General features: G+C 55.1%; 21 protein-coding genes. 15 read left to right on the top strand and 6 right to left on the bottom strand.

Features of this window, described 5'->3' with window-relative positions; all coding sequences use genetic code 11:
* The first annotated feature begins 10 nt into the window (after positions 1-10).
* Complete coding sequence (fis, locus tag ACL2XP_RS01455) at positions 11-307, top strand: DNA-binding transcriptional regulator Fis (protein ID WP_000462905.1); 297 nt, start codon at positions 11-13, stop codon at positions 305-307.
* Between the two features lie 112 nt (positions 308-419).
* Here fis and ACL2XP_RS01450 read toward each other — a convergent pair whose 3' ends face one another.
* Positions 420-1,103 carry a hypothetical protein gene (locus ACL2XP_RS01450; RefSeq protein ID WP_413736807.1) on the bottom strand — a complete coding sequence of 228 codons (684 nt, stop codon included), beginning with the start codon at positions 1,101-1,103 and terminating at the stop codon, positions 420-422.
* 178 nt (positions 1,104-1,281) lie between these two features.
* Between ACL2XP_RS01450 and ACL2XP_RS01445 the strand changes: the two genes are divergently transcribed.
* Positions 1,282-1,824: a TetR/AcrR family transcriptional regulator gene (locus ACL2XP_RS01445; protein WP_413736806.1), complete on the top strand. Its 543-nt coding sequence runs from the start codon at positions 1,282-1,284 to the stop codon at positions 1,822-1,824.
* Entirely contained in the window at positions 1,821-2,957 is a 1,137-nt protein-coding gene (locus ACL2XP_RS01440; RefSeq protein WP_413736805.1) for an MFS transporter, read from the top strand. The genes ACL2XP_RS01445 and ACL2XP_RS01440 overlap by 4 nt, the downstream gene beginning before the upstream one ends.
* Before the next feature lie 46 nt (positions 2,958-3,003).
* Here the strand turns inward: ACL2XP_RS01440 and ACL2XP_RS01435 are convergent, their stop codons facing one another.
* The 4 genes from ACL2XP_RS01435 to cspA form a co-directional block, all read right to left on the bottom strand.
* Positions 3,004-6,150: a dermonecrotic toxin domain-containing protein gene (locus tag ACL2XP_RS01435; protein ID WP_413736804.1), complete on the bottom strand. Its 3,147-nt coding sequence runs from the start codon at positions 6,148-6,150 to the stop codon at positions 3,004-3,006.
* A gap of 428 nt (positions 6,151-6,578) precedes the next feature.
* Complete coding sequence (locus ACL2XP_RS01430) at positions 6,579-6,926, bottom strand: carboxymuconolactone decarboxylase family protein (protein ID WP_413739050.1); 348 nt, start codon at positions 6,924-6,926, stop codon at positions 6,579-6,581.
* Positions 6,927-6,970: 44 nt separating this feature from the next.
* A complete protein-coding gene (locus ACL2XP_RS01425) occupies positions 6,971-7,333 on the bottom strand; it encodes a MerR family transcriptional regulator (RefSeq protein WP_413736803.1) in 363 nt (120 codons plus the stop codon).
* Positions 7,334-7,547: 214 nt separating this feature from the next.
* Positions 7,548-7,760, bottom strand: coding sequence for an RNA chaperone/antiterminator CspA (cspA, locus tag ACL2XP_RS01420; protein WP_162366208.1), 213 nt, complete (start codon positions 7,758-7,760; stop codon positions 7,548-7,550).
* A 558-nt stretch (positions 7,761-8,318) separates the two neighbouring features.
* On the opposite strand from cspA, the gene ACL2XP_RS01415 reads away from it, so the two are divergent.
* The 4 genes from ACL2XP_RS01415 to ACL2XP_RS01400 all read left to right on the top strand — a co-directional run bounded on the left by ACL2XP_RS01415 (position 8,319) and on the right by ACL2XP_RS01400 (position 12,494).
* Positions 8,319-9,344, top strand: a complete 1,026-nt coding sequence (locus tag ACL2XP_RS01415; RefSeq protein ID WP_413736802.1) for an amino acid ABC transporter substrate-binding protein — start codon at positions 8,319-8,321, stop codon at positions 9,342-9,344.
* 79 nt (positions 9,345-9,423) lie between these two features.
* On the top strand, positions 9,424-10,602 hold the full coding sequence (locus tag ACL2XP_RS01410; RefSeq protein ID WP_413736801.1) for an amino acid ABC transporter permease: 1,179 nt from the start codon (positions 9,424-9,426) through the stop codon (positions 10,600-10,602).
* Between the two features lie 15 nt (positions 10,603-10,617).
* Positions 10,618-11,724: an amino acid ABC transporter permease gene (locus ACL2XP_RS01405; protein ID WP_413739049.1), complete on the top strand. Its 1,107-nt coding sequence runs from the start codon at positions 10,618-10,620 to the stop codon at positions 11,722-11,724.
* A gap of 8 nt (positions 11,725-11,732) precedes the next feature.
* Positions 11,733-12,494, top strand: coding sequence for an amino acid ABC transporter ATP-binding protein (locus ACL2XP_RS01400; protein ID WP_413736800.1), 762 nt, complete (start codon positions 11,733-11,735; stop codon positions 12,492-12,494).
* A gap of 41 nt (positions 12,495-12,535) precedes the next feature.
* Here the strand turns inward: ACL2XP_RS01400 and ACL2XP_RS01395 are convergent, their stop codons facing one another.
* On the bottom strand, positions 12,536-13,708 hold the full coding sequence (locus tag ACL2XP_RS01395) for an ROK family transcriptional regulator (protein WP_413736799.1): 1,173 nt from the start codon (positions 13,706-13,708) through the stop codon (positions 12,536-12,538).
* Positions 13,709-13,976: 268 nt separating this feature from the next.
* Between ACL2XP_RS01395 and ACL2XP_RS01390 the strand changes: the two genes are divergently transcribed.
* From ACL2XP_RS01390 to ACL2XP_RS01355, 8 genes are all read left to right on the top strand, one after another.
* The gene (locus tag ACL2XP_RS01390; RefSeq protein WP_413736798.1) at positions 13,977-15,224 is read left to right on the top strand and encodes an extracellular solute-binding protein; all 1,248 of its coding nucleotides are present in this window, start codon (positions 13,977-13,979) and stop codon (positions 15,222-15,224) included.
* Positions 15,225-15,232: 8 nt separating this feature from the next.
* Positions 15,233-16,135 carry a carbohydrate ABC transporter permease gene (locus ACL2XP_RS01385; RefSeq protein WP_413736797.1) on the top strand — a complete coding sequence of 301 codons (903 nt, stop codon included), beginning with the start codon at positions 15,233-15,235 and terminating at the stop codon, positions 16,133-16,135.
* Positions 16,132-16,971 (top strand): carbohydrate ABC transporter permease, encoded by an 840-nt coding sequence (locus ACL2XP_RS01380; protein WP_413736796.1) that lies wholly within the window; start codon positions 16,132-16,134, stop codon positions 16,969-16,971. Before ACL2XP_RS01385 ends, ACL2XP_RS01380 begins: the two co-directional genes overlap by 4 nt.
* A gap of 26 nt (positions 16,972-16,997) precedes the next feature.
* Positions 16,998-17,948 (top strand): carbohydrate kinase family protein, encoded by a 951-nt coding sequence (locus ACL2XP_RS01375; protein ID WP_413736795.1) that lies wholly within the window; start codon positions 16,998-17,000, stop codon positions 17,946-17,948.
* Between the two features lie 3 nt (positions 17,949-17,951).
* Complete coding sequence (locus tag ACL2XP_RS01370) at positions 17,952-19,043, top strand: ABC transporter ATP-binding protein (protein WP_413736794.1); 1,092 nt, start codon at positions 17,952-17,954, stop codon at positions 19,041-19,043.
* Positions 19,044-19,341: 298 nt separating this feature from the next.
* Positions 19,342-20,676, top strand: coding sequence for an MFS transporter (locus ACL2XP_RS01365; protein WP_413736793.1), 1,335 nt, complete (start codon positions 19,342-19,344; stop codon positions 20,674-20,676).
* Between the two features lie 185 nt (positions 20,677-20,861).
* Positions 20,862-22,076 (top strand): D-mannonate dehydratase ManD, encoded by a 1,215-nt coding sequence (manD, locus tag ACL2XP_RS01360; protein WP_413736792.1) that lies wholly within the window; start codon positions 20,862-20,864, stop codon positions 22,074-22,076.
* A gap of 14 nt (positions 22,077-22,090) precedes the next feature.
* A complete protein-coding gene (locus ACL2XP_RS01355; protein WP_413736791.1) occupies positions 22,091-23,107 on the top strand; it encodes a Zn-dependent oxidoreductase in 1,017 nt (338 codons plus the stop codon).
* Positions 23,108-23,120: the final 13 nt, after the last annotated feature.

Below are 23,120 nucleotides of genomic sequence, written 5' to 3'. Positions count from 1 at the left end.
TGACAGAACTATGTTCGAACAACGCGTAAATTCTGACGTACTGACCGTTTCCACCGTTAACTCTCAGGATCAGGTAACTCAAAAACCGCTGCGGGACTCGGTGAAACAAGCACTGAAGAACTATTTTGCTCAATTAAACGGTCAGGACGTGAATGATTTGTATGAGCTGGTACTGGCTGAAGTGGAACAGCCACTGTTGGACATGGTCATGCAATACACCCGCGGCAACCAGACCCGCGCGGCCCTGATGATGGGGATCAACCGTGGTACACTGCGTAAGAAATTGAAAAAGTACGGTATGAATTAATACCATTACTTAAACGAATTAAAGATAAAGGCGTTAATGGGCAACCATTAGCGCCTTTTTATTTTCGTCACCGCCAGGCCGTCCCGGGCCCGGGCCGCGCCTATTTGCGGCGCTATTGCCCTACGCGCCGCCGCTCAAGGATCGCCAGGCTACTGACCATCTGGCGGCGATATTGCAGCACCGCCACCAGCGCCAGACATGGCAAAGCCAGTTCCAGAAACTCCTCCTGGGAAGTTTGCAACGCCACCAGCCACTCCGGCGCATGCCAGCCCAGCATCTCCTTGATGATGCCCAATGAGCGATCGATGCCGTTGGTCAGGAAAATCAGGCAAATAAACGTCGTCACGGTCACCGCATAGTTTTTGCCGGCTTTGATACCCTGCCAAAGAGGACCGGCAAAGCGAATCACCAAATACAGGCAGGCCACGATAATCGGAGCAAGAGAAAGAAACGCATACACTTTATCCAGCCCCGGCAGGCTGCCGGTCCAGAAGCGCAGCTTAAGCATGCTTATATGATCGATATATTTGTGCAGGTCGGCTTCGCGCGCCATCATGGCCAGTAAAGCGATAATGATCGCCCAGCGGGTCTTGCGGGTAAAGTGCGGGATCGGCAGCACTATTAAAAGCGCAATGGTTATCGCATAAAACACCAACGTCAGGTTTTCCACCAATTGCCCCTCTTCGACCAAATGGACCAACGCATCCGTCGGCATAACGCACCAGAGCAGAAGGGTAAAAAGCGATACCGCCGCGGCAAACCAGACCGAAAAGCGTGGTAGATCAAATGGGGACATGATCGAATTCCCTGCAAAAAAGAGCGGTATTTATAGCCAGAAAAAATGATGTTTGTTTGATTATCTATGCTAATTAATATTTATCTGTAACAGAAATTCAACTCGGATAACCCGGTTACGGAAATTTTTTGCGCTGTTATTATTGCATAAGTAAAACGATCGGTTTACTTTTGATGACATGCATAAAAAACAGGATATTATCCAGGCTGCGGAGCGGCTGTTTTATACCAACGGTTTTCACGCCACCAGCACGGACCGGATCTGCCGCGAGGCTGGCGTATCAACGCGCACGTTGTATCGTTATTTTCCTTCCCGGGAAGAACTGACGGAGGCGGTGATGGCCGACCGTAAATACCGGTTCTTCTCGATGCTTCATCATCCCCGGCATCCTGAGGCTATCAGCAGGCTTTTTGGCGTGCTCGGGCAATGGATGCGGGAACACGGCGCATCGGGATGCTTCTTCCTGAAAGCCTGGGGCGAATATGCGGAGCAGGATGTCAGGCTGTCGGCGCAGGCCCTTGACTATCGCTATGCGCTGCGAGAGTACATAACGGCCTGCATCAGACATTCACACGGCGTCGACAGCGGCGCGCTCGCAGATGCCATATGGATGTTGTCCGAAGGCGCCATCACCTCGGCGCTCATTATCGGTCCCGAAGCGGCCATCCGTGCGGGAGAGGCCGCCGCCCTGCTTATCGGCAGCGCCGGGGAATGGCGATGAAAGCGTCCGTGGCGCTCGGAATGACCGGTTTCTCGCTAATTGCGGTAACCTACGGGATGGCCAGATTCTCATGGGGATTGATGCTGCCTGCGGTAATGCGCGATATTCCCTTCAGTCCCCGACTGGCTGGCGTCATTTCTGCCTGCAGCTTTGCGGCTTATTGCCTGTCCATTATCTGTGCATCAGTATTGGCGGAACGTTTTGGCCCGCGGTTACCGGCTGCGGCGGCGGCTTTTTGCGCGGCTGCCGGCCTGCTGTTGCTCGCACTCTCCTTTTCTCCCGGTATGCTGGCAGCCGGACTTTTCATTGCCGGCCTGAGTCCCGGTCTGGCATCGCCTTCCCTTGCCGCCGCGGTCAGCCGCGTCATTGCTGTATCACGACAGCCGCTGGTGAATACCATCATCAACGCCGGAACCGGGGCGGGCATCATCCTGTCCGTGCCGGTGTTGATCTTTCTACCCGGCGGATGGCGCATGGCCTGCGTGGTATTTGGCCTGGCGGCGCTGACCTGCCTGGTACCGGTTATTCGGTACCTGCCCAGCGGTTGTCAAAATATCAGTATGGAGAAAAAAAGCTGGCGTGAGACCCTTCTCCGGCGTCAGTTGGCGCGTCTCGCCATCATCGCATTCGTCAGCGGAATGGCCAGCGCGGCATGGTGGAGCTTTGGTCCGGACGTGCTGCGCCATCATTCGGGCGTGGATGAAAAAATCACCAGTCTGCTGTGGCTGGCAAGCGGTGGCGCGGGAATACTTGGCGCACTCACCGGTCCCGCGGTGGCGTATACCGGGCTGAATCAGGTCTATCGTATTTCACAGCTGTGTATGGCCGCCCCGCTTATGCTGCTGGCGTTCAGTCCCGGGTTCTCGTGGTGGTTCTTTCCTGCCGTTGCGCTGTGCGGCGCGGGTTACGTCACGCTGTCCGGCGTGCTGCTGGTCTGTGGGGCTTCAGCGGCGCAAGACGCGCCGGCTTCAGGCGTGGGCGTGGTGTTTTTCATGATGGCGGCGGGCCAGGCCGCGGGTTCGGTTATCTTCGGCTTGCTTTATGCGCAAACGGGGGCGGCGCCGGCGCTCGCGGCATTTTCCGTTCTCTCCGTGCTGATGATGTTTTTGCCCCCGTCAAAGAACGGACGTTGATAGCGGCACCGGGCCATAATCCATCATCGTCCCGGCCATATTTTATCTAGCGCGTTATCTGCGCGCCGGAAAAAATATCTTTAATCACGCCGCCGGTCCACCCTTTGCTGACGCAGACGATCGTTACGCGCTCACCTTTATTATCCACGGCGGAGGTTATGCTCATTACCCGCAACGCCGTGCGGGGTTGAATCAGAATATGATCCACCAGGAAAGAGGTGCTGGCGATTTTCTTCGGCACCGACGCGTCAAAAACCGTGATGACCGACACCCCTGTTACTTTTGACGTATTCCTGGTCCAGCCGCCGCGCCATTTGAGGCAATTGATAGGGATGGCCGAGGCGGACATAAACCCCCGATCCATAATCATATCGCCCTCTTTTATGGCGTTGGCGTAGACGGCGCGCGGGCACTCGACGGAACGATAGGCATACCCGCCGAAATCCTTAAGCCGGCCGGCGGCGGCCAGCATATTCTGGGCTTCATCCCTGGCGGTCGGTATTTCATTGATGAGCGCATCGCGGCCAAAACGCAGCCAGTCGTTGATAACGTCGCTGCCCGCCTCGGTGTATTCGTCAATAGCGGTGGAGGCAACCTGCTGTCGCGCCAGTTCCATTAGCTGGGAGGAGATTTGCTCTCTCTGCTGCTCGGTTAGCGTGATGTCATCAATATTCTGCTGCAACAGCCGCCGTACTTCATCCCCCCGCTGCTGTAGCCGCCATGCATCGGCATCGGTGATACCGGCATCCAGCACCCGTTTAATCTTGCCCGGCGCGACGTGATGATAATCTGGCGCCGTCGCAATTTCTTTCAGGGTTAATCGGTGGGGTTTAATATCCACCAATTGAAAACGGGTCCGATCGTTAATGATTACAGCATGGTCCGACAGCACCTCGTTACTGTAATCAATGGCATGGGCATTGTTTTTAAGCAGGATTTTAAAAAAAACCCGGACAAAGCCATCTTCGACGATCGGAGCGAGTTTCTTGCCCATAGATTTATCGGCAAAGGCCAGGATAAAACTTGGGTTGAAAAACATCTCACCCCGCTGTAACCGGCTGAAATCGTCTTTGGACATGACGCACCTGCGAAACACCGTTCCCTGGAACGAAGGCATTTTTTGCAATGCGGAGCGAATGGCCACGATCTGCTCCATCAGCCCGTCACCGGCCGCTGCCTCGGGATGCGCCTGGGCCATGGTCATCATCAAAGCATTGACCCGGTCGGTATTGAGAGTGACATATTTATCCAGAGAATTGATCTCGCCGTCGGTCAGGGTAAGTCTGACTTTCGCCGCGGGCCGCTTCGCCAAAGGCCGCGAGCGTTGCGCTGCTATATTCGGCATTTCATGCTGCATGGACAGGGAAGACCGACCTCCGGCTTGGCTAAAACCAACCCGGCAGATGTATTTTTTATTGCCTTTTTTGGTCAAGCCAGACAGGACATAGCGCTGCTGCGGCTGGTCCTCGATCAGGAAAAATTTGTCCGCATATTTGATATAACGCCGCTGGGTAGCCGGATCGATAAATATTTCCCCCGCAGGATCAACCACCAAAGCCGATTCCAGTTCCGCCGCGTTAATGCCTAAATGAATATGCCGGTCCAGCGCGACCTTTAACCGCGACGAGATAGTCAAGCGGGCAGGCGCAGCAGCGAGGCCGCTCATTTCCTGCCGGATTAATTGCGTGAAACTCCGGCCGGTTTGGCTGCCGCCGGCCAACCGTTCGCCCGTTTGGATTTTCAGCGATAATTTGGCTGCGATGGCCTCGCTTAACGCCATGAGAGCAATATTCAAGCCGTCGTTCAGCACGAACGACGCACCCTGCTTACGCTCCAGCTCATTATCGCCATTAATCATTTTATCGATATCCAATCCCAGGGAAATAAACGGCGTTATGGGGTTTGGCAGCAGCATATTCACCACCGAAAAATAGCGTATTGCCATATCCCTACCGATTTCGGCGTTGGACTTTATGCCGTTATCAGCATCGTCATAGGTTCTTTGTGCTTGCCTTGCAAGAAGATGGGTATTCAAGTCGCCCGGCAGAATGTATTGCCCGCGCCAGATTTTATTCACGTGGCTTTCAGCGACAGGCTTTTTGGCAAAGGTCCCGAGCCAATAATCGATCCCCGCGTATAGCCAGCCATCCTGACGAGTGCGGATAGAAAAATGCTTGGCAATGTCCTCACGTCCGTTTTCATCCCGGCAATAACGGATAAACCATCCGGTGAAATCCCGCCGATGATCAAAAATACGGAATTTCTGTTTGCTCCTGGGCATATACACGGCCACGCGCGTAGACGAATCTTCGGTAAGCATGATCATATCGGTGGCCTGATAGCCATTTATATCAAAGATGAATATTTTGATATGATGGTTTTCTTTGATGCCGAGATTAAAAGCATCAAGGTATAGCGTCTCTTCGCCCCCTCCTTTTAATTTTAAGTCATGCAGACTCAGGATTAAGATGGTGAGATTCATCATTTCCTGTATATCTTTTTGCCAATACTGGTTCAGTTTATCCGTAAAAAGCTGGTAAAAATCAATATCAAAAATTATTTTAGCAATGGTAGACGGCAGGATGGGTATTTGATTCTCCCCGCCGAAATAGTCCGCCCGGCCTGCGGCGACGCTATAGATCCCCGTCATTTGGTCTACCACATCCATATTATCCTGGGCATCCGCCGGAAAATTGGTCAACAGGCATTCCGTTACAGACCTGGTCTCGATCAGGGTCTTGCCGCAATGCCGCCAGCCGGTGAGCGCAGCGGGGTCGTTTTGCGCCGAGCTAAACCGATGGAAATATATTTTATCAGGGTCAAACTCCTGTCCGGTATATCGGCTTATCGCCGATTTCATTACTTGCGCAGCCGTACTCAATATATCCGGGAAGGATTGATAATACCGTTCGAACAGGACTTTAACCGGTATGGCTTTATCATGAATAGTGACGGCAGGTTCAACTGGTTTCTGCGCATATTGGGCGGCGCGGCGTGGCCTATGCCAATTAATGAGCGAATGGACCGCACGCGGTTTTTTCAGGCTGGACTTATGGCTGGCCCGCGTAAAACCGGCGGCGGAATAGATAATGCCGGCGCTGCCGCAGCCGGCGGCCGGCCCCGCGGCGGCGACAGCCGAACCGCTGGTCCCAGAGCGGCTTGCGGTTGCACGGGCAACCGGCTCAATGGACACGCATCGCCGGCCCGGGGAGGATCGGTGCGCGCTCGCCGAGGGGTCGGCCACGGATCGATCGCCATGGACTTGGGATACATTGGATAGCACCGCGATAAGATTAATAAGCAGCAGCGCTCTGGCTCTTTTTTCCGCATCACCCGGATTTCGCGCCAGGCGATCGATCGACCGCTGTTCTTGCCAAGGGAGAACATATCTATCATTACGTCTGTTATTATAATCTCCGATTGTTTTTCTATAATTATCATTTATTGAAATCATTAATGCATGCCTAATAAATTATAAAACCCACATATACCCCTCATTTTATTTTAACGTACATAGTTAGAATATAGTTATTATTTAACTTACGAACAATCAACATTGTATAAGATCAGCGCTAGAGATGATTACCGGCCGGCAATTAGCGTTCTGTGGTTAATGAAATATTAAGGCTGCGATGCAAATAACTCCTTCGCCACGAACAAACCATTCAGGGCGGCGGGAAAACCCGCATAAACCGCCATTTGCATAATTATCTCGACTACTTCCTCCTGCGTCAGACCAACGTTAAGCCCGGCCTGGATATGAACTTTTAACTGCGGAGCACAATTGCCCAGGGCGGTTAACGCCGCGATTGTGGCGATTTCGCGCGCGCGCAGGTCCAGGCCCGGCCGGGAATAAATATCGCCGAATGGAAATTCCAGCACATAACGCGCAAAATCCGGAGCGATATCGGCCAGCGAGTCGACCACGTGCTTACCCGCTTCGCCATCGATGGCGGCCAGCGCCGCCATTCCCCGTTCCAACCTGGTTGATTCGTTTCCTTGGATCGTCATATTCACTCCTGATTAATGTGTGAGCCGGCATAACCGGCAATTTTGTCATCCAGCACCCGCAAGGCGGCCTGAAGATCGGTAATATGCATCCGCAGCCTGGCGCGATGTTCCTCCAGCAACTGCTGGCGCTCGGCGTTTGTTGCCGGACCGTCCGCGCGCAGTTGGGCGTAGCGCAGCATTTCACTCAGGGGCATGCCGGTGGTTTTCAAACGCTGCAAAAACGCAATCCAGATCAGGACCGAATTATCATAATCACGCTGGCCGGAAGCATCGCGCGGAACGTAGGGCAGCAGGCCGATGCGTTCGTAGTACCGCAGGGTATGGGCCGTCAGCCCCGTCTGTTTTGCAATGTCGCCAATTTTCATACTCGCCTTCGTAGTGTGCCGGCCATACATGGTACGGACAACAGTTATGCTACGGCTTAGAGCATGCTCTAAGTCAAGGAACAAAAGCTGTTTTTAGGGCAAAAAAAAACCCCGACAGAGTCGAGGTCTTAAATTTTTTCAGATACCGGGAACAAAACATACTCAGACGGTTAATACCGTAAAATGGCTTCCGGTAGTCTGGGTCCGCTGTGGGTTACAGAGCAACCACGTTAGCAGCAGATGGGCCTTTCTGGCCTTTTTCGATAGTGAATTCAACACGCTGACCTTCGTCGAGGGTTTTGAAATCATTGCTCTGGATAGCGGAGAAGTGTACGAACACGTCTTTGCTGCCGTCAGCAGGAGTGATGAAACCAAAACCTTTACCAGCGTCAAACCATTTTACTAAACCAGTCATTTTGTCAGACATAGATACTTCCTTCATAATTATTTGTGCCACGATGTGGCGTTAAAGAGGTCTGTTTGCCAGGGATTACTTATGGGCACTTAAGAAGGAAATTCGTCGAAGAAGTGATGGTAGACTATCGCTTTTACTTGAACAACTTTACTAAAATGGCTTACATAAATAGGTCTGTACTACAAACCGTTGACGCTATTTACTCATAATCCCCGGGTCAGCGCAAGCTTTATTATCATAGGCGCTCAGGCAGGGGGAACTAACGCCGCGCCTCGCGCCAGACCCAAAGCTCGGATAATAGCCCGCCGCTGGGAAGCCCAGCCGCCTCACATTGGTGCAAATCCTCCATGCGCGCACCAAAAATGTGCCCCATTGCCCAGTTTATGACCTAATGCCATGTTAAAAATATGTTAGTTCACTGATTGGGCGGGCTGCTGCCATTTTGGCATCCCATTTGCTATATCAAGTTCGTCGTACGGTCAGTGGCGCTAAGCCAACCGCCTTTTAAGGATGCGCAGCAAAGGTGCATCAAAACCATTAGCTTTAATTTTCTGCCTCACAGGATGCTTTATGAAAAAAATGATGATTTCTACGTTGGTTGCCGCGGCCACGCTGTTTGCGCTAGCCAACCAGGCACATGCAGGCACGACGTTGGATGCGGTGAAAAAGAAAGGTTTTGTGCAATGCGGTATCAGCGATGGTTTGCCGGGTTTTTCCTATGCCGATGCCAACGGTAAATTCACCGGTATCGATGTGGATGTTTGCCGCGCCGTAGCCGCGGCCGTTTTTGGCGATGATACCAAAGTTAAATATACCCCCCTGACCGCCAAAGAGCGTTTCACCGCCCTGCAATCCGGCGAAGTGGACATCCTGTCGCGCAATACCACCTGGACGTCTTCCCGCGACTCGTCCATGGGCATGGTATTCGCCGGCGTTAACTATTACGACGGCATCGGCTTCCTGACCCATAAGAAAGCCGGGCTGAAAAGCGCTAAAGATTTGGACGGCGCCACCGTATGTATCCAGGCCGGCACCGATACCGAGCTGAACGTGGCCGACTATTTCAAAGCCAACAAAATGCAATATACGCCGGTGACCTTCGACCGTTCGGACGAAAGCGCCAAAGCGCTGGAATCCGGCCGTTGCGATACCTTATCCTCCGACCAGTCCCAGCTTTACGCGCTACGTATCAAATTGGGCAAACCGGATGATTATGTCGTCTTGCCGGAAGTGATTTCCAAAGAACCTCTGGGCCCGGTGGTACGCCGCGGTGACGATGATTGGTTTACCATTGTCAAATGGTCGCTGTATGCCATGCTGGACGCGGAAGAAATGGGCGTGACCTCGAAAAATGTCGACCAAATGGTCGCCAACCCGCTGAATCCTGATATGGCCCATCTGCTGGGTAAAGAAGGCAACTTCGGCGAACAGCTGAAATTGCCGAACGATTGGGCGTTTAAAATCGTTAAGCAAGTCGGCAATTACAGTGAAATCTTCGATCGTAACGTTGGTGCGGGCAGCGAGCTGAAAATCAAACGCGGCCTGAATGCATTATGGAATCAAGGCGGCATCCAATACGCGCCGCCGGTTCGTTAATCACCCCAGCCACAGTGCAGAAACACCGGCATCGTATGCCGGTGTTTCTGTCAGATTATTTCACTCTGAGGCTTCCCACATGCAACAACGCCAAACCGTAAAAGGTGCCTTCTCGTTGACCAACCCTGCGGTTCGCGCCTGGATTTACCAGATATTGGCCGTCGTGGTGTTTCTCGTTTTCGGCGGCTACATCCTGCACAATACCCTGACCAATCTCAACAACCGCGGCATTACTTCCGGTTTCGGCTTTTTAACCGACTCCGCCGGCTTCGGCATCGTGCAACATCTGATCCCGTTTGAACAGGGCGACACCTACGGCCGGGTGTTTATAGTCGGATTACTGAATACCTTATTGGTTTCCGCTCTTTGCATTGTATTTGCTTCTTTTATCGGTTTTTTTGTCGGGCTCGCCCGGCTGTCGGAGAATTGGCTGTTACGCAAACTCTCTACGATTTATATCGAAATTTTCCGTAATATCCCGCCGCTGCTGCAAATCTTTTTCTGGTATTTTGCCGTACTGCGCAATTTGCCCGGTCCGCGTCAGGCGGTTAATGCTTTTGACCTGATGTTTTTGAGCAACCGCGGTTTGTATATGCCCTTGCCTGCGGCGGGCGAAGGTGCTATCGCCACGCTGGCGGCGCTAGTGCTGGCCATCGTCGTGTCGGCGGCGTTGTTCCGGGTGAACCGCCGCCATCAGATGGCGACCGGTGAACTGCGGCGCAGCTGGCCCTGGATCATCGTACTGCTGATTGCCTTGCCCGGCATAGCCCAGCTAGTGGCCGGCGCGGCCATCCATTGGGATTTGCCGCAGCTACGCGGATTTAATTTTCGCGGCGGCATGGTGCTGATTCCCGAACTGGCGGCGTTGACCCTGGCATTGTCGGTTTACACCTCGACCTTTATCGCCGAAGTGATCCGCTCAGGAATTCAATCCGTGCCGTACGGCCAGCACGAAGCGGCCCGGTCGCTGGGTTTGCCGAATCCGGTGACCCTCAATCAGGTTATTTTGCCGCAGGCAATGCGCGTCATCATTCCTCCCCTGACCAGCCAGTATTTGAATATCGTCAAGAACTCGTCGCTGGCGGCCGCCATCGGTTACCCGGATATGGTGTCCCTGTTCGCCGGTTCGGTGCTCAACCAGACCGGACAAGCCATTGAAACTATCGCCATCACCATGTCGGTATATTTGATTATCAGCCTGGCGATTTCGTTTTTAATGAATATTTACAACCAGCGTAAAGCGTTGGTTGAGCGCTAAGGGACACTTATGACTATGACCTTGAATCCGCAAGAACCCATAGCGACAGCGTCGCGAAGCCGGCTGGCCCTTGCAATGCTCTGGATGCGCCAGAATTTATTTTCCAGTATCGGCAATAGCCTGTTGACGCTGTTTTGCTTGTGGCTGTTATGGATTATCATTCCGCCATTGATTAACTGGCTGATACTACAGGCAAATTTCGTAGGCTCCACCCGCGCTGATTGCACCCGCGACGGCGCTTGCTGGGTGTTTATCCACGCCCGCTTCGGCCAGTTTATGTATGGCCTCTACCCCTTTGGCGAACGCTGGCGCATTAACCTGACCCTGGTGGTCGGGCTGCTGAGCCTGCTGCCCATGTTCTGGCGCGCCATGCCCAGGCGTGGACGTTATATCGCCTGCTGGGCGGTGGTATTTCCCATTTTTACCTGGGTGATGCTGTACGGCGGATTTTTCGGCTTATCCCGGGTGGAAACCCGCCAGTGGGGCGGGCTGACCCTGACGCTTATCATCGCGGCGGTGGGTATCGCCGGCGCGCTCCCCCTGGGTATCATCCTGGCGTTGGGCCGGCGTTCGCATATGCCGGTGGTTAAATGGCTTTCCATCATCTTTATCGAGTTCTGGCGCGGCGTGCCGCTGATTACCGTGTTATTTATGTCGTCGGTCATGCTGCCGCTGTTCCTGGCCGAAGGTACCAATATTGATAAGCTGATCCGGGCTTTGGTAGGGGTCATCATGTTCCAATCCGCCTATGTGGCGGAAGTGGTGCGCGGCGGCTTGCAGGCCCTGCCCAAAGGCCAATACGAGGCGGCGGAGTCGCTGGCCTTGAGCTATTGGAAAACCCAGGGGCTGGTGATTTTGCCGCAGGCCCTGAAAATGGTAATCCCCGGCCTGGTCAATACCATTATCGCGCTGTTTAAAGATACCAGCCTGGTGGTAATTATCGGGCTATTTGATCTGTTCAGTAGCGTACAGCAGGCCACGGTTGACCCGGCCTGGCTCGGAATGTCGACGGAAGGTTATGTCTTTGCCGCGGCTGTTTATTGGATTTTTTGTTTTAGCATGTCCCGCTATAGCCAACATTTGGAAAAGCGCTTTCAAACCGGACATTCCTCCACGCATTGAGGTACCACATGAGCGAAAATAACGCCAACCAGCCTGACCGCTTGATGATTACGCTGGAAAATGTCAATAAATGGTATGGTCAATTCCATGTATTGAAAGATATCAATTTGCATGTGAAAGCCGGCGAACGCATCGTATTATGCGGCCCCTCGGGGTCTGGCAAGTCCACCACCATCCGTTGCATTAATCACCTGGAAGAACATCAGCAAGGGAAAATCGTGGTTGACGGTACCTTGCTGGACGATGACTTGCGCAATATCGAACGCGTACGCACCGAAGTCGGCATGGTATTCCAGCATTTCAACCTGTTCCCGCATTTAACGGTGTTGCAAAACTGCACCCTGGCGCCGATCTGGGTGCGCAAGATGCCGAAAAAAGAGGCCGAAGAGCTGGCCATGCACTACCTGCAACGGGTGCGGATTGTCGAGCATGCCCATAAGTTTCCCGGCCAGCTATCCGGCGGCCAGCAGCAGCGGGTAGCCATCGCCCGGTCACTGTGCATGAAACCGAAAATCATGCTGTTTGATGAACCGACCTCGGCCCTGGACCCGGAAATGGTGAAAGAGGTGCTTGATACCATGATCGGCTTGGCCAATGACGGCATGACCATGCTGTGCGTAACCCATGAGATGGGTTTTGCCCGCACCGTGGCCGATCGGGTGATCTTTATGGATCGCGGGGAGATCGTTGAACAATCCTCGCCGGACGAGTTTTTCACCCAGCCGAAATCGGAGCGCACCCGCGCCTTTTTGTCGCAGATCCTGCACTGATCCCGCATGCCGGCCCGGCCATCCGCCATCGGATGGCCGGGTTATTTGAGCAGCACTTCATACTGCGGATTGAATTCATCGAAAATCGGCAGCGCCGCCGCGCCCAGGGCCGCGGTATCGGTGCCGGTCATACCTATCCTTACCCGGCTGCCGTCCCGGTATTTACTGCGCACCGAGCTCAGCAGCGGCGACAGGCGCCTTACGATTTTCTCCAGCAGCGCCTGGGGCATCAGGCCGCCGATAATCACCGCCTCCGCATCAAACACGCATTCCAGGATATTGATCCCCTGGCGGGTGGCCGGCAGCGCCGACTCGACCCAGCGATCAAAACAGGTTTCATCCACCGCCAGCAAATCTTCGGGCATGGCGGTCATCGGGTCCAGACCACAGGCCTCGTAAGCCGCTTGCAGGGAGAGATAGCGTTCCAGGCAGCCATGATTGCCGCAATAACAGGACCGTCCCTCCGGCTGTACCACCATATGCCCCACTTCTCCGGCGTTATGCGCGTGGCCGGTATAAATATGGCCGTCGGTAAAGATCCCCGCGCCCAGCCCGGTACCTATATAGAGATAAATAAATGAATCCAGCTGCTTGGCCACCCCGTGAAACCGCTCGCCGATGGCCGCGACGGTGGCGTCATTTTCCAGGGTGACCGGCAATCCGGTGGCGGCCGCCAGCTCCGCCTCCACATCCACGTTTTCCCAGCCATGCAGCGTGGTCGGGCCTTGGGACGAGAGCCCTTCGACGCCAAACGGCCCCGGCATCACAACGCCGATGCCCAGCATTTTGCCCCAGTCGATGGGAGCCTGCTGTTTCATTTCCGCCAACAGCATCTTAATCAATCCCAGGGTTGCACCGGGCTGGGGCTTTTGCACCAAACAAAGGCGCCTGAAGCGCACATTGCCGGTAAGATCCACCAGCACAATCAATAAGGTTTGATGATCGAGATGGATGCCGATGGAGTAGGCGCTGTCCGGATTAAGGGTAACGGGTACCGCCGGCTGCCCCCTGCCTCCCACGCGGCGCGGCAGATGGGAGGACAAAATTCCGGCTTGCCCGAGTTCCGCCACGATGTTGGACACGGTTTGGGGAGTCAGCGCCGTCAGGCGCGCCAGCTCGGCGCGCGTTAATTCGCCGTTCAGCCGGATAGCCTCGATGACCACGCGGCGGTTATGCGCCCTGGCATGCTCCAGATTGGTTCCCGATGTTCTCATTAGTCCCTACCGCTTGCTACCGTTGCGTCAGTATGTGCAGATGTTTTATAGCAATCAAATTGATTTATTAATCGCCTTGGGCAAATTTCGGCATGAGGATTGCACCGTTTATCGCCAGTAACGGCAATATGAGCCTTAATGTTAAAAAAATGTGGCGAGATATCGGTCACAAGGTGAGATGTTGGCCATTGCTTTCGGCCATTAAAGCAATCAAATTGATTTAATAACTACCACCCCTGCAATCTGATTCCGGAGAGAGATAATGAAAATGAAGAGAATATATCCCGCCCTGACGCTGTGCGCGCTGTCGGTCATCTCGCTGGGACTGTCGGCATCGGCCCTGGCAAACACCAGGATCAACGCGCTGTTTATGACCCAGGCCGCCTATAGCGAAAGCGATATCCGCGCCATGACCACCGATTTCACCCAGCAGCATCCGGATATCGACGTAAACCTGGAATTCGTACCTTACGAAGCCTTGCACGATAAAATCGTGGCGGCCCGCGGCGCCGGCGGCAATGGTTATGATGTTGTATTGTTCGATGCCATCTGGCCGGCGGAATTCACCAAGTTCGGCTTATTGCAGGACGTTACGGCGCGGATTAATACCGCCGATAGCCAAAAGATTTTCCCCGGCGCCATGAGCACCGTAACCTATCAGGATAAAGTCTGGGGCCTGCCGTGGATATTGGACACCAAATATCTGTATTACAATAAAGCCATGCTCGCCAAGGCCGGTATCGCCACCCCGCCGCAAACCTGGCAACAGGTGGAGCAGCAGTCCGAGATTTTAAAACAAAAAGGCATTGTTAAATATCCGCTGGTCTGGAGCTGGTCGCAGGCCGAAGCGCTGATTTGCGATTACACCACGCTGGTCTCGGCCTTCAAGGGCCAATTCTTCGAACAAGGCAAACTGAACTTTACCAATCCCGGCGCCATGCAGGCCGTCAATTATATGAAAGAGACGCTGGATAAAGGCCTGACCAACCCTAATTCCCGCGAATATCTGGAAGAAGATGTCCGTAAAGCCTTCTCCAACGGCGATGCCGCTTTTGCGCTGAACTGGACCTACATGTACAACATGGCCAACGATCCGAAGCAAAGTAAAGTAGCCGGCGATGTCGGTATCGTACCGGCGCCGGGTTCCACGGCCGGCGGCGTCTCCGCGGTCAATGGCTCCATGGGCCTGGGCATTGCCAAAGCCAGCCAGCATCCCGACCAGGCGTGGCAGTACATCAGCTATATAACGTCGCAGCCGGTACAGGATAAATACTCCCGGCTGAGCCTGCCCATCTGGAAGTCCTCGTATGACGATCCGAAAGTTCAGCAAGGCCAGGAACCGGTCATCGCCGCGGCGAAACAATCCCTGAACGTGATGTTATCGCGTCCTGAAATCCCCGCTTATTCACAGCTGTCCAGCTTGCTGCAACAAAATCTGCAGCAAGTGCTGCAAAATCAGGCGACGCCGGACGCGGCCATGCAGGCGGCCACCAAAGGCGCGGAACGTTTGCGTTAAGGATGTGTATGCTCAGTTTGCCACAACGTGAGCGTCGTCAGGCATGGGTGCTGTTAGCACCCATGCTGGTGATGATGTTTTTGCTGACCGCCTGGCCGCTGGCCAGGACCCTCTGGCTCAGCTTTACCGACGCCGCGCTGATTGACAGCGGGGTTATGCCCGCCTATATCGGTTTCGCCAATTATCTGTATGCCCTCACCGATCCGGATTTCCTGGCATCCCTGGCGCGTACCCTTTACTTCACCGTGGTATCGGTGGCGGTGGAAGGGGTGCTGGGCGTACTGGTGGCGCTGCTGCTCAATCAGCACTTCTATGGCCGCGGCGTATTGCGCGTACTGGTGATCCTGCCCTGGGCGCTGCCGACCATCGTTAACGCCATGATGTGGCGGCTTAATTTTAATCCCGACTACGGCAGCATCAACGCGCTGCTGACCCAAACCGGGCTGATAGACCACTACCGCAGTTGGCTGGGGTCCCCCGACTCGGCGATGAATTCGGTCATGATTGCCGATATTTGGAAGAACTACCCGCTGGTGACGTTGTTGACGCTGGCGGCGCTGCAATCCATCCCAGAGGACCTGTACGAGGCGGCGCGCATCGACGGCGCCGGCGCCTGGCGCCGTTTTCGCGCCATTACCCTGCCGGCTATCCTGGCGCCGCTGGGCGTGGCGCTGATTTTAAGAACCATCGACGCGTTTAAAATCTTCGACATCATTTATGTCATGACCCGCGGCGGTCCGGTGGACAGCACCAAGACCCTGAGCTTTTTTGTCTATCAGGAATCCTTTAGCTACCTGCGCGCCGGCAGCGGCGCCGCCTATGCCATCCTGATGACTATCTTGTGCGGCGTGCTGATTGCCATTTATATGTTGATGTTAGCGCGCCGGCGCCGGCGGGGGATCGAAGAATGAAACGTCATATTCGCGTTATTTTACGCTACGCGGCGGCCATCATCCTGGCAATCACCATTCTGGCGCCCATGCTCTGGCTGTTTTTGATGAGCGTCAGCTCGTCGGCGGACCTGGCGCGCGTTCCCCTGGAATGGTTGCCGCGCCAGTGGGATTTCAGCCGTTATATGCGGCTGTTATCGCTGGAGCCGGGCCAGCCGGGCGAGCTGTTTTTGCATGCCCTGGGCAACAGTATTCTTACCGCCACCGGCGCCACGGTGATTTCCTTGCTGCTGGCCCTGCCGGCCGCGTTTGGTTTTTCCCGCTATCCCGGCCGCGAAGGCTGGCTAATGGGCAGCCTGGCGATTTATATGGTGCCGCCGGTGGCTTTCGTGCTGCCGCTCTACTTTGTCCTGCAACAGCTGTCGCTGCTTAACACGCATCTCGGGCTGGTTCTGGTTTACTGTTCGCTGATCCTGCCCTTCCTGACCTGGATGCTGAAAAATCAGTTCGACGCCTTGCCGCTGGATATTGAACAAGCCGCCCGCCTCGACGGCCTGCGTTTCTGGCAGGTATTGCTGCGCATTACCCTCCCCCTGGCCAAGCCGGCGGTGGCCGCGTCGGCGGTGTTCGGCTGGCTGCTGGCCTGGGATGAATTTTTTTACGCCCTGCTGTTTACCAATAATATCGCGGCGCAAACGCTGCCGGTCACTATTGCAGGCTTTACCGCCGGCAGGGCGACGGACGATGGCCTGATCGCCGCCGTCGGTATCCTGGCCTCGGCGCCCCCGCTGTTTATCGCTATTTGGCTGCAAAAGTCCCTGGTGAGCGGTTTAGCCAGCGGCGGCAGTAAAGGTTAAAAATAAAGGATGATGTGGACACTGCCATGCTAAAACCTGCGAGCGACGCCACGCTGTATGTGGTCGGTAATATCAATATTGATCTGATTATGGGCACGCTGCACCAATGGCCTGCCCGGGGAACCGAGGCGATGTTGGAGCACAGCGCGCTGCGTCCGGGCGGCTCGGCCGGCAACTGCGCGCTGGCGCTGGCGGCGCTGGGTACGCCGCACCGGGCGGTGGCCAACCAGGGGGACGATCATTTTTCCAGCTGGCTGGCGGGTTATTTTGCCGACAGCGCTCCCTTCTGGCCGCGTTATGCCTGCGAAACATCCTTGACCGTGGGCCTGACCCATCCAGACAACGAACGCACCTTTTTCAGCAACCAGGGGCATATCGTGCGCCTGTGCCGGCAAGACGTACTGATGCAACTGCCGCCCCGCGCCGCGCCGGGGGATATCGTACTGCTGTGCGGCACGTTCCTCTGCCTGCGGCTATTCGTCGATTACCCCGAACTACTGGCCGCGCTGCGCCACAGGGGATTTCAAATCGCGGTGGATACCGGCTGGCCGCCGGAAGGCTGGAGCGACGGGCTGCGCCGGCAAATCGCCGGCTGGCTCGGCTATTGCGACTATTTATTGTTAAATGAAGTGGAAACGCTTGGGCTGGCGCAGGGCGCCGATTTGCCCCTGGCCGGCCAGCGTCTGGCGGCGCAGTTGGCCGCCGGCGGCGCCTGCGTGATCAAACGCGGCGGCGACGGCGCCATGGTATGCGATGCGCAGGGCGTATTGTCCTGCGCCGCCGACGCGGTGACCATTGTGGATACCATCGGCGCCGGCGACAGCTTTAATGCCGGTTTCCTGAGCGCCCTGCTTTACGGCTATAACCGACGACAGGCGCTGCGCTGGGGCATACGTGTCGCCAGCCAGGCCATCAGCAGCTCGCCACGTCAGTACCCTGACCGGGCTTCCCTACAATCCTTTGCCGGGGAGGAGTAATCCATGGCTAGCGTAGAATTAGTGAAAGTCGCCAAACGTTATGGCAAACATAACGTACTCAACCCGCTGGATTTAACCATTGCCGACGGTAGTTTTACCGTGCTGGTCGGCCCTTCCGGCTGTGGCAAATCCACCCTGCTGCGCCTGCTGGCCGGACTGGATACGGTATCGGACGGCGATATTTTTATCGGTGAACAGCGAATTAACGATCTGGACCCGGCGGATCGGGACATTGCCATGGTGTTTCAAAGCTATGCGTTATATCCCCATCTGACGGTGGCGGAAAACCTGGCGTTCCATATGCAGATTAAAAAAGTGCCGCGCCCGCAGCAACAGACCAAGGTGGAGCAGGTTGCCCGCATGCTGGGCATTGAACGCTTGTTGCAGCGGCTGCCCAAAGCATTGTCCGGCGGCCAGCGCCAGCGCGTGGCCATGGGGCGGGCGATGGTGCGCAATCCGCGGGTATTTTTATTCGACGAGCCGCTGTCCAACCTTGATGCCCAACTGCGTATGGAACTGCGGGCCGAAATCAAGTCCCTGCATCAGCAGTTAAAAACCACCACCGTTTATGTTACCCACGATCAGGTGGAAGCCATGACGCTGGCGGATCAAATCGTGGTTATGAAAGAGGGCATGATTGTACAGCAGGGACAACCGCTGGAGATCTACGATCGGCCGGTGAATACTTTTGTCGCCCGCTTTATCGGCTCGCCGCCAATGAACCTGCTGGAAGGAAATATTACGCGGCGCGACGATCTGCCGGGCGTGCGCTGCGGCGATCTCTGGTTCCCCTTGCCGCAAAAATGGCATGCTGCGGCACGGTTGCAGGGGGAGGCGCCGATAACCCTGGGCATCCGCCCCCATGATTTTATCCAGGCGGCGGCCACCAACCACCCCCCCGCTACGCTGCGGCTGATGGAAGTGACCGGCGAAACCAGCCTGCTGCATGTGGACTGGAGCGGATTTCCACTGCATATCCAATTCGCCGGCCGGGTTAACGGCCAGCCCGATCGGCCGCTATGGCTGGAAGCCAAGCCGGAAAGCCTGCATCTGTTTGATACCGCCAGCGGCAATCGTCTTAACGAAACCCTCTAACCCTTTACCAGGGCCGCCGCGGGCGGCTCTTCTTCTGACATTGCCGGCGTGCCGCCCTTGCCGGCCCATCACCATGTTGCCGCATTTGCCGTCCTGGCGTAACTCCCCCCTCCCTGGCCTGCCGTTTGTCAGGGTTTTGGTCCACCCGGCACTAACGTGCGCCGTGGCTATCTGTTAAGTAAATGTGATCCAGCCTGAAAAAATCATATTATCTACTTGTATGGTAGTAGGTTCAGAATTATTTTTACTCTATCGGGCGCCATAAAAACAGGGCGCCCACAAAACCAGAGGGTAACAAATGGCAGCCTCTTCAGAATACCTTACCGAAAAAGAAAATGTGTCGCTTATCCGTCGCGTCGCCTCGGCGTCGGCTATCGGCACCGCGGCGGAATATTATGATTTTTTCGCCTACGGCACGGCCGCGGTGCTATTTTTCGGCCACCTGTTCTTTCCCAGCGCCGATCCTCTGGTTAGTACCCTGGCGGCATTCGCCACCTATGCGGTGGGCTTTCTGGCGCGGCCGATCGGCGGCATCGTCTTTGGCCATATCGGCGATAAAGTGGGCCGGAAAAAAGCGCTGGTGATTACCATCCTGATCGTAGGTCTCGGCACGTTTTGCATCGGCCTGCTGCCAACGTATGAAAAAATAGGCGTTTGGGCGCCCATTTTATTGATTTTTATCCGTATATTGCAGGGTTTTGGCGTTGGCGGCGAGCAGGCCGGCGCGGTCTTGATGACCGCGGAATATTCTCAGCCCGCTCGCCGCGGTTTTTTTGCCAGCTGGGTGCAAATTGGCGCGCCGCTGGGTTTCTTGCTGCCGCTGGCGCTGTTTGCCGCGCTTAATGCCACCCTGTCGCCGACGCAGATGATGGACTTCGGCTGGCGCATTCCATTTCTGCTCAGTTTGCTGCTGGTGGTGGTGGGTCTGTTTATCCGCCTGCGTATCGATGAGTCGCCGGTGTTCGCCAAAATCAGGGAAACCAAAGCGCAGGAATCCCGGCCAATCGTAGAAGTTATCCGGGATTTTCCGGGCATTGTCGTCAAAGGGGTGTGCGCCAAACTGATTGAAGCCTGCGTGTTCGCCATGTTTACCGTTATCGTACTGGCTTATGTCAAAGCCAACAATCTCAATACCAACCTGGTGATGGAGACGATGATCGTCGCGGTGGCCCTGGAAATCGTAGCCATCCCGCTGATGGGCCATCTTTCGGATCGCTTCGGACGCAAACCCATCTATATGCTCGGCGCGTTGCTACAGGTGATTATGATTGTCCCGTTCTTCCTGGCGATCAACCAGGACAACTACTGGTTGACCCAATTGGTGATGATCGTGGTTCTGACCCTGGGCCACAGCATGTGCTACGCGCCCCAGGCATCTTACTTTCCCGAATTGTTCCCAACGCATATCCGTTGTAGCGGTATTGCGCTTATCTGGCAAATCGGATCTCTTATCGGCAGCGGCGTGTTGGGCCTGGTAGCCATAAAAATTCTGCAAGCCACCGGCGGACATTATTACGGCCTGGCGATTTATGTTGCGGTATTGGGCGTGATCTCGGTGATAGGGCTGGCGATGATGCCGGAAACCGCTCCGCTACGCCTGAAAAAAGAGTATCAGGACTGGACCAAACATTAATACCGCCGCCCGTAGCGCCGGTAAATCAGTGGGAATCGAGATCACGTTCCCGTTAAATTTTTACCGGAGCTAATGATAAACGTAAAAATGTGATCGAAGTTGCAAAATTGTATCCAATCTACTTGTATGGTAGTAGACATAGACGATTTGCTCGCCTTACCTGGATAGCTTAAGGACCTTATTTGATGAAAATTATTAAAGCGGAAGTATTTGTTACCTGCCCCGGCAGAAATTTCGTCACGCTGAAAATTACCACCGATAACGGACTCACCGGTATCGGCGATGCCACGCTTAACGGCCGTGAATTACCGGTTGCCTCCTATCTCAAGGATCATGTTTGCCCGCAATTGATTGGCCGGGATGCCCATCAGATCGAGGATATCTGGCAGTTCTTTTACAAGGGCGCGTACTGGCGCCGCGGACCGGTCACCATGTCGGCTATCTCCGCGGTGGATATGGCCTTGTGGGACATCAAAGCCAAAGCGGCCAATATGCCGCTGTATCAGCTTTTGGGCGGCGCGTCCCGTACCGGCGTCATGGTGTACTGCCACACCACCGGCCATTCCATTGACGAAGTGCTGGACGATTACGCCAAGCACCAGGAACAGGGGTTTAAAGCCATTCGCGTGCAGTGCGGCGTGCCGGGAATGAAAACCACCTATGGCATGGCCAAGGGTAAAGGGCTGGCCTATGAACCCGCAACCAAAGGCAGTTGGCCGGAAGAACAGCTCTGGTCCACGGAAAAATATCTCGATTTCACTCCCAAGCTTTTCGAGGCGGTGCGCAACAAATTCGGCTTTAACGAGCATTTGCTGCACGACATGCATCATCGCCTGACGCCCATTGAAGCCGCCCGCTTCGGCAAAAGCGCCGAACCTTACCGTTTGTTCTGGATGGAAGACCCCACCCCGGCGGAAAACCAAGAATGCTTCCGCCTAATCCGCCAGCATACCGTGACGCCGATTGCGGTAGGTGAGGTATTCAACAGTATTTGGGACTGTAAGCAGCTCATCGAAGAACAGTTGATTGATTACATCCGCACCACCATCACCCACGCGGGCGGCATTACCGGCATGCGCCGCATCGCGGATTTCGCCTCGCTGTACCAGGTCCGCACCGGATCGCACGGCCCGTCGGATCTTTCGCCGATTTGCATGGCGGCGGCGCTGCATTTCGATTTGTGGGTGCCTAATTTCGGCGTGCAGGAATATATGGGTTATAGCGAGCAGATGCTGGAGGTGTTCCCGCATAACTGGACATTCGACGACGGCTATATGCATCCGGGCGACAAACCCGGCTTGGGTATCGAATTTGACGAGAAGCTGGCCGCGAAATATCCCTACGAACCGGCGCATTTACCCGTGGCCCGTTTAACTGACGGCACGCTGTGGAACTGGTAATGAGAGATCAATCCATGAATAGCATCGTAATTGAAAAACCGGGACAGTTGGTGATTGAGCGGCGCGAGATCCCCCAACCGGGCAACGGCGAGGTACGGGTACGGGTGAAATATGCCGGGATTTGCGGTTCCGATGTGCATATTTTCCACGGCCATAATCCTTTCGCTAAATATCCCCGCGTTATCGGCCATGAATTTTTTGGCGTGATAGATGCGGTGGGCGCGGGCGTGGACGCGGCGCGCATCGGCGAACGGGTGTCGGTGGACCCGGTGGTCAGCTGCGGCCACTGTTACCCCTGCTCAGTGGGCCGGCCCAACGTTTGTACCAAACTTCAAGTGATCGGCGTGCACCGTGACGGCGGTTTTAGCGATTATGCGTGCGCACCGGCACAAAACGCCTATCAAATTCCGGCGTCTATTCCGGACAATTTGGCCAGCATGGTGGAACCCTTTACTATTGCCGCCAACATGACGGCGTTTTTACAACCCGCGCCGCGGGATGTGGCGCTGGTCTATGGCGCCGGTCCCATCGGCCTGACCGTGGTCCAGGTATTAAAGGGAGTGTATGGCGTAAGCCAGGTCATCGTGGCCGATCGTATCCCGGAACGTCTGGATATGGCGCGTAATAACGGTGCGGATCAAGTGATCAATAACAGCAATTTGTCGCTGCAAAGCGAGCTGGAAAGACAGGGTATTCGCCCGACGCTGGTGGTGGATGCCGCCTGTCATCCCGCTATCCTGCAAGAAGCGGTTAACCTGGCTTCCCCCGCCGCACGCATCGGTTTGATGGGTTTTTCCGGCGAAGCCAGCAGCGTAACGCAGCAAAGCATCACCAGTAAGGAAATTTCCATTTTTTCATCCAGGCTCAATAGCCGCCGCTTCCCCCAGGTCATTGAGTGGATGCAACAAGGCAAAATCGACGTTGCTAAATTGGTGACCCATTGCATGGATGCCGCGGATGTGGCAGCCGCCTTGATGCTATTTGAACAAGATCAGCGCCATTGCTGCAAAGTCCTACTAAAGTTCGCTTAATATAAATTATTTG

The organism is Sodalis sp. RH21 (assembly GCF_047324175.1).
Taxonomy (GTDB): Bacteria; Pseudomonadota; Gammaproteobacteria; order Enterobacterales; family Enterobacteriaceae; genus Acerihabitans.
This window is presented reverse-complemented; position numbering and strand designations above follow the sequence as displayed.

Excerpts from the sequence above, each read along its gene's own strand:
- fis (WP_000462905.1), top strand. The coding sequence starts at position 11 with ATGTTCGAACAACGCGTAAATTCTGACGTACTGACCGTTTCCACCGTT.
- ACL2XP_RS01450 (WP_413736807.1), bottom strand. The coding sequence starts at position 1,103 with ATGTCCCCATTTGATCTACCACGCTTTTCGGTCTGGTTTGCCGCGGCG.
- ACL2XP_RS01445 (WP_413736806.1), top strand. The coding sequence starts at position 1,282 with ATGCATAAAAAACAGGATATTATCCAGGCTGCGGAGCGGCTGTTTTAT.
- ACL2XP_RS01440 (WP_413736805.1), top strand. The coding sequence starts at position 1,821 with ATGAAAGCGTCCGTGGCGCTCGGAATGACCGGTTTCTCGCTAATTGCG.
- ACL2XP_RS01430 (WP_413739050.1), bottom strand. The coding sequence starts at position 6,926 with ATGGCGGCGCTGGCCGCCATCGATGGCGAAGCGGGTAAGCACGTGGTC.
- ACL2XP_RS01425 (WP_413736803.1), bottom strand. The coding sequence starts at position 7,333 with ATGAAAATTGGCGACATTGCAAAACAGACGGGGCTGACGGCCCATACC.
- cspA (WP_162366208.1), bottom strand. The coding sequence starts at position 7,760 with ATGTCTGACAAAATGACTGGTTTAGTAAAATGGTTTGACGCTGGTAAA.
- ACL2XP_RS01415 (WP_413736802.1), top strand. The coding sequence starts at position 8,319 with ATGAAAAAAATGATGATTTCTACGTTGGTTGCCGCGGCCACGCTGTTT.
- ACL2XP_RS01410 (WP_413736801.1), top strand. The coding sequence starts at position 9,424 with ATGCAACAACGCCAAACCGTAAAAGGTGCCTTCTCGTTGACCAACCCT.
- ACL2XP_RS01405 (WP_413739049.1), top strand. The coding sequence starts at position 10,618 with ATGACCTTGAATCCGCAAGAACCCATAGCGACAGCGTCGCGAAGCCGG.
- ACL2XP_RS01400 (WP_413736800.1), top strand. The coding sequence starts at position 11,733 with ATGAGCGAAAATAACGCCAACCAGCCTGACCGCTTGATGATTACGCTG.
- ACL2XP_RS01395 (WP_413736799.1), bottom strand. The coding sequence starts at position 13,708 with ATGAGAACATCGGGAACCAATCTGGAGCATGCCAGGGCGCATAACCGC.
- ACL2XP_RS01390 (WP_413736798.1), top strand. The coding sequence starts at position 13,977 with ATGAAGAGAATATATCCCGCCCTGACGCTGTGCGCGCTGTCGGTCATC.
- ACL2XP_RS01385 (WP_413736797.1), top strand. The coding sequence starts at position 15,233 with ATGCTCAGTTTGCCACAACGTGAGCGTCGTCAGGCATGGGTGCTGTTA.
- ACL2XP_RS01380 (WP_413736796.1), top strand. The coding sequence starts at position 16,132 with ATGAAACGTCATATTCGCGTTATTTTACGCTACGCGGCGGCCATCATC.
- ACL2XP_RS01375 (WP_413736795.1), top strand. The coding sequence starts at position 16,998 with ATGCTAAAACCTGCGAGCGACGCCACGCTGTATGTGGTCGGTAATATC.
- ACL2XP_RS01370 (WP_413736794.1), top strand. The coding sequence starts at position 17,952 with ATGGCTAGCGTAGAATTAGTGAAAGTCGCCAAACGTTATGGCAAACAT.
- ACL2XP_RS01365 (WP_413736793.1), top strand. The coding sequence starts at position 19,342 with ATGGCAGCCTCTTCAGAATACCTTACCGAAAAAGAAAATGTGTCGCTT.
- manD (WP_413736792.1), top strand. The coding sequence starts at position 20,862 with ATGAAAATTATTAAAGCGGAAGTATTTGTTACCTGCCCCGGCAGAAAT.
- ACL2XP_RS01355 (WP_413736791.1), top strand. The coding sequence starts at position 22,091 with ATGAATAGCATCGTAATTGAAAAACCGGGACAGTTGGTGATTGAGCGG.